This window comes from Mesorhizobium sp. M7A.F.Ca.CA.002.09.1.1, from assembly GCF_003998555.1.
Lineage (GTDB): Bacteria > Pseudomonadota > Alphaproteobacteria > Rhizobiales > Rhizobiaceae > Mesorhizobium > Mesorhizobium ciceri.
Window position 1 is genome coordinate 1 of sequence record NZ_RZRR01000652.1, and the last position, 3,280, is coordinate 3,280.

A 3,280-nucleotide genomic window follows, 5' to 3' on the forward strand; every position below is an offset into this window, starting at 1 on the left:
GTGCTATGGTGTGCCTGCATGATCAGACAGCAGGGATATGAGGCATGCCCGAAATCACACGCCGTACACTTCTTGCGTTCACCGCCGTGGCCTCGGTTGTTGAACCGACATTTGCCGAAGCGGAAGGGGCCTCACCCGAATTGCGGGCGCTGATCGGAGCCCATGAAGCCAGCTATGTCGGGCTTCACAGGGTTGTTCATCAAGCGGGCAGCAGCAGCCACGATCGCAAGAGGGCAGACCGGATTGAACAGGAAGCATTGCTTGCCATCTGCTCCTATCCTGCGATCAGCCGAGGCGACCGCCGGGCCAAGGCCGATTACCTGTTGACCGCCGAGGCTCGGGGCGAACTCGACCTGGAAGAGCACATGCAGGCCATCCTGCACGCGATGAAGCGCTGATCGCGGCTCGACCGGCGTAGGGCAGAGTTTGGCCCCATCGACAGGAGTTCATGCGCGGCGACTATCTCGCCGCCTTCCATTGCTGCGACTACGCATCTTTGGCTAACGGACGAAGCGGTCAGCGACCTGTCGGGCAAGTGGCGCTCGATGAAGCCCGGCCCATGGAGCAAGCCCGAGCGCTGAGCCGGAACAACGCTATACGGTCTTTTGCGCCGACGACCGCATCGAGGGTGTCGTTTTGGGATCGCGAACAGATGAAGGTCCAAAACGGCTCCGACGTCTGCCCGTTCCAGAGATATGCGAGCTACAGCAGCGCGTGGAATTCGCCCAGAAGAATTTTTGGCGGGCAAGGGGCGGGGTGTAGTTGCTAGGCATTTTGGGGTGCGGCGTTCAGGAAGGCCGATGGTGGGCGATGCAGGGATTGAACCTGCGACCCCACCCGTGTGAAGGGTGTGCTCTCCCGCTGAGCTAATCGCCCGCTCGTTGCCCGAAGGCCAAGCGAGCCGCGATATAAGGGAGGCGGGTGCGGGAAGTCAAGGCGCTGTCCGGCGTTCTGACACGGATCGGTTTTGCTGTGCTTTGCGCCCTGTCTCCGGCCGCCTTCCAGTCAGTTTCCGGCAGCGGCAATCAGCCTTTGCGCCAGGTCGAGCGTCAGGGCGTCGAAATGCGAAATGACAGCCGACGGTTCGAATTCGCGCACATGGCGGTCGGTGTAGCCGAAATCGACCGCCACCACCGGAATGCCGGCGGCTTTCGCCGTGTCGATGTCGGTTTGCGAATCGCCGACCATCAGGGCGCGGTGAGGGTCGCCGCCGGCCAGCTTTATGGTCTCGATCAAATGGCGCGGGTCGGGTTTGCGGAAGGCGAACGTGTCCTGGCCCGCGATGGCCGCGAAATGTTTGGTCAGGCCGAGCGCCTCGATCAGCGCCAGCGAGTTGGCTTCGTATTTGTTGGTGCAGATGGCGAGGGTATAGCCGGCCTCCTCGAAGCGCGCGATCGCCTCGACGACACCGGGGTAGGGGCGTGACTTGCCGGGGATGTTGAGCGTGTAGTGGTCGAGGAAAAGTTTCAGCAGCCGGTCGTGCTCCTCGACGGCAAGCGATCGCTGATGGGCGGCGTGCGCCCGCTCGATCATCACCCGGCCGCCGTGACCGACAAAGCGCCTGAAGCCGGCTTCGTCGACCGCCGCGATCTCGCTGGCGGCCAGGCTGTGGTTGAGGCTGTCGAGCAGGTCCGGCGCTGTGTCGATCAGCGTACCGTCGAGGTCGAACACGATGATCGGTCGGGTCATGGTCTGTCCTGGGGCAAGTTTCTACAGGGGCAGGCGATAAAGGCTGCGGCGCGTCAAGGCAAGCGCTGGGCCAGCTCGTTCAGGCGGGGCCTGCTTATCAGGCCGGGCATTCGCAGCGGGCCCGTCCGATATGAAAAAACCCGCTTCGACGGCGGGTTGTTGGCGCAAATCAGCACCATAGGCAAAAATGTAGCATAGCTGCACTCACCCGTCAAGGAAATAATTCCTACACTGAGCATCACCTGGAGAAGCGCCGTCCAGGGCTTTGACCGGACCGGCAAAAATGCTACGAGCCCGGCAGCGAATTTCCGGGGCAATAACCGACATGGATGCAAGGCAGTTGAAGGTCGAAGCCGCGCGGGCAGCACTCGCCCATGTAAGCGACGGCATGCGGCTTGGCATCGGCACCGGCACCACGGCCGAGGAGTTCGTGCGGCTGCTTGCCGAAAAGGTTGCAACCGGCATGACCGTCATCGGCGTACCGACTTCGGAGCGCACCGCGTTGCTCTGCCGCGAGCTTGGCGTGCCGCTGTCGACGCTGGAGGAAACGCCAGAGCTGGATCTCACCGTCGACGGCGCCGACGAAGTCGACCCGGAACTGACCCTGGTCAAGGGCGGCGGCGGCGCGCTGCTGCGCGAGAAGATCGTCGCCGCGGCGTCCCAGCGCATGATCGTCATCGCCGACCGCTCCAAGATGGTCGAGACGCTCGGCCGTTTTCCCCTGCCGATCGAAGTCAATCCGTTCGGCCTGCGCGCCACTGAAATCGCGGTTGCCGCGGCGGCTGAAAAGCTCGGTCTTTCCGGACCGGTCACATTGAGGATGACGGGCGGGCAGGCTTTTGTTACAGACGGCGGCCATTTTATCCTCGATGCATCTTTTGGCCGCATTCCGGATACAAGAGCGCTTTCGAATGCTCTCCACGCCATTCCGGGCGTGGTCGAGCATGGTCTTTTCATCGGGCTGGCTTCAGCGGCCATCATCGCCGGCGGCGACGGTATCCAAACCGTCCATGCCGCCCGAAAACCAGGGAGTTCTACCGATCATGACGTTGCATAACCGGGTTCGCAGCCTTTCCGTCCTTCTGGCGGCCTCGGCCGTTTTCGCCTTCTCGTCGCCGGCGTTTTCGCAGGATGTCACGGAAGCGCACCTGAAGGCCGCCCGCGCGGCGGTCGCTGCGATCCACGCGACCGACCCGTTCGACAACATCCTGCCGCAGGCAGCCGCGGCGCTCGAATCGCAGCTGATCCAGAAGAACCCGGACATGCAGGAACTGATCGGCAAGACCATCAACGAGAAGGCTCTGGCGCTGGCCTCGCGCCGTGCCGACCTCGAGAAGGAAGCCGCACTCGCCTACGCGAAAGTGTTCTCCGAAAAGGAACTGACCGACATCGCCGCCTTCTACAATTCCGATTCGGGCAAGAAGCTGCTCGATAGCGGCCCGACGGTGACCCGCGAATTGGTCAAGGCAGCCGACATCTGGCAGAACGGCCTCGGCCGCGATCTCGCCCAGCAGGCCGGCGAAACGCTGGCCTCTGCCGCCAAGGCAAAGGCGCAGGCAGCACCCGCCGCGCCCGCCGACGGCGCCGCCGC

The 3,280-nt window shown here is 63.3% G+C and carries 4 protein-coding genes and 1 tRNA gene; 3 read left to right on the forward strand and 2 right to left on the reverse strand.

Going from position 1 to position 3,280, the window contains the following annotated elements:
• Positions 1-44: 44 nt before the first annotated feature.
• On the forward strand, positions 45-398 hold the full coding sequence (locus EN994_RS23855; RefSeq protein WP_013531688.1) for a hypothetical protein: 354 nt from the start codon (positions 45-47) through the stop codon (positions 396-398).
• Positions 399-801: 403 nt separating this feature from the next.
• On the opposite strand, the gene EN994_RS23860 is transcribed toward EN994_RS23855, so the two are convergent.
• A tRNA-Val gene (locus EN994_RS23860) sits at positions 802-876 on the reverse strand.
• A gap of 129 nt (positions 877-1,005) precedes the next feature.
• Complete coding sequence (locus EN994_RS23865) at positions 1,006-1,689, reverse strand: phosphoglycolate phosphatase (protein WP_063167998.1); 684 nt, start codon at positions 1,687-1,689, stop codon at positions 1,006-1,008.
• Positions 1,690-2,014: 325 nt separating this feature from the next.
• Here EN994_RS23865 and rpiA point away from each other — a divergent pair, with 325 nt between their 5' ends.
• Complete coding sequence (rpiA, locus tag EN994_RS23870; protein WP_027036598.1) at positions 2,015-2,746, forward strand: ribose-5-phosphate isomerase RpiA; 732 nt, start codon at positions 2,015-2,017, stop codon at positions 2,744-2,746.
• Positions 2,733-3,280: DUF2059 domain-containing protein (locus tag EN994_RS23875; protein ID WP_127307847.1), on the forward strand; the 548-nt coding region annotated here is incomplete at its 3' end. The genes rpiA and EN994_RS23875, both read left to right, overlap by 14 nt.

Coding starts and splice junctions, on each gene's coding strand:
- EN994_RS23865 (WP_063167998.1), bottom strand. CDS start 1,689: ATGACCCGACCGATCATCGTGTTCGACCTCGACGGTACGCTGATCGAC.
- rpiA (WP_027036598.1), top strand. CDS start 2,015: ATGGATGCAAGGCAGTTGAAGGTCGAAGCCGCGCGGGCAGCACTCGCC.
- EN994_RS23855 (WP_013531688.1), top strand. CDS start 45: ATGCCCGAAATCACACGCCGTACACTTCTTGCGTTCACCGCCGTGGCC.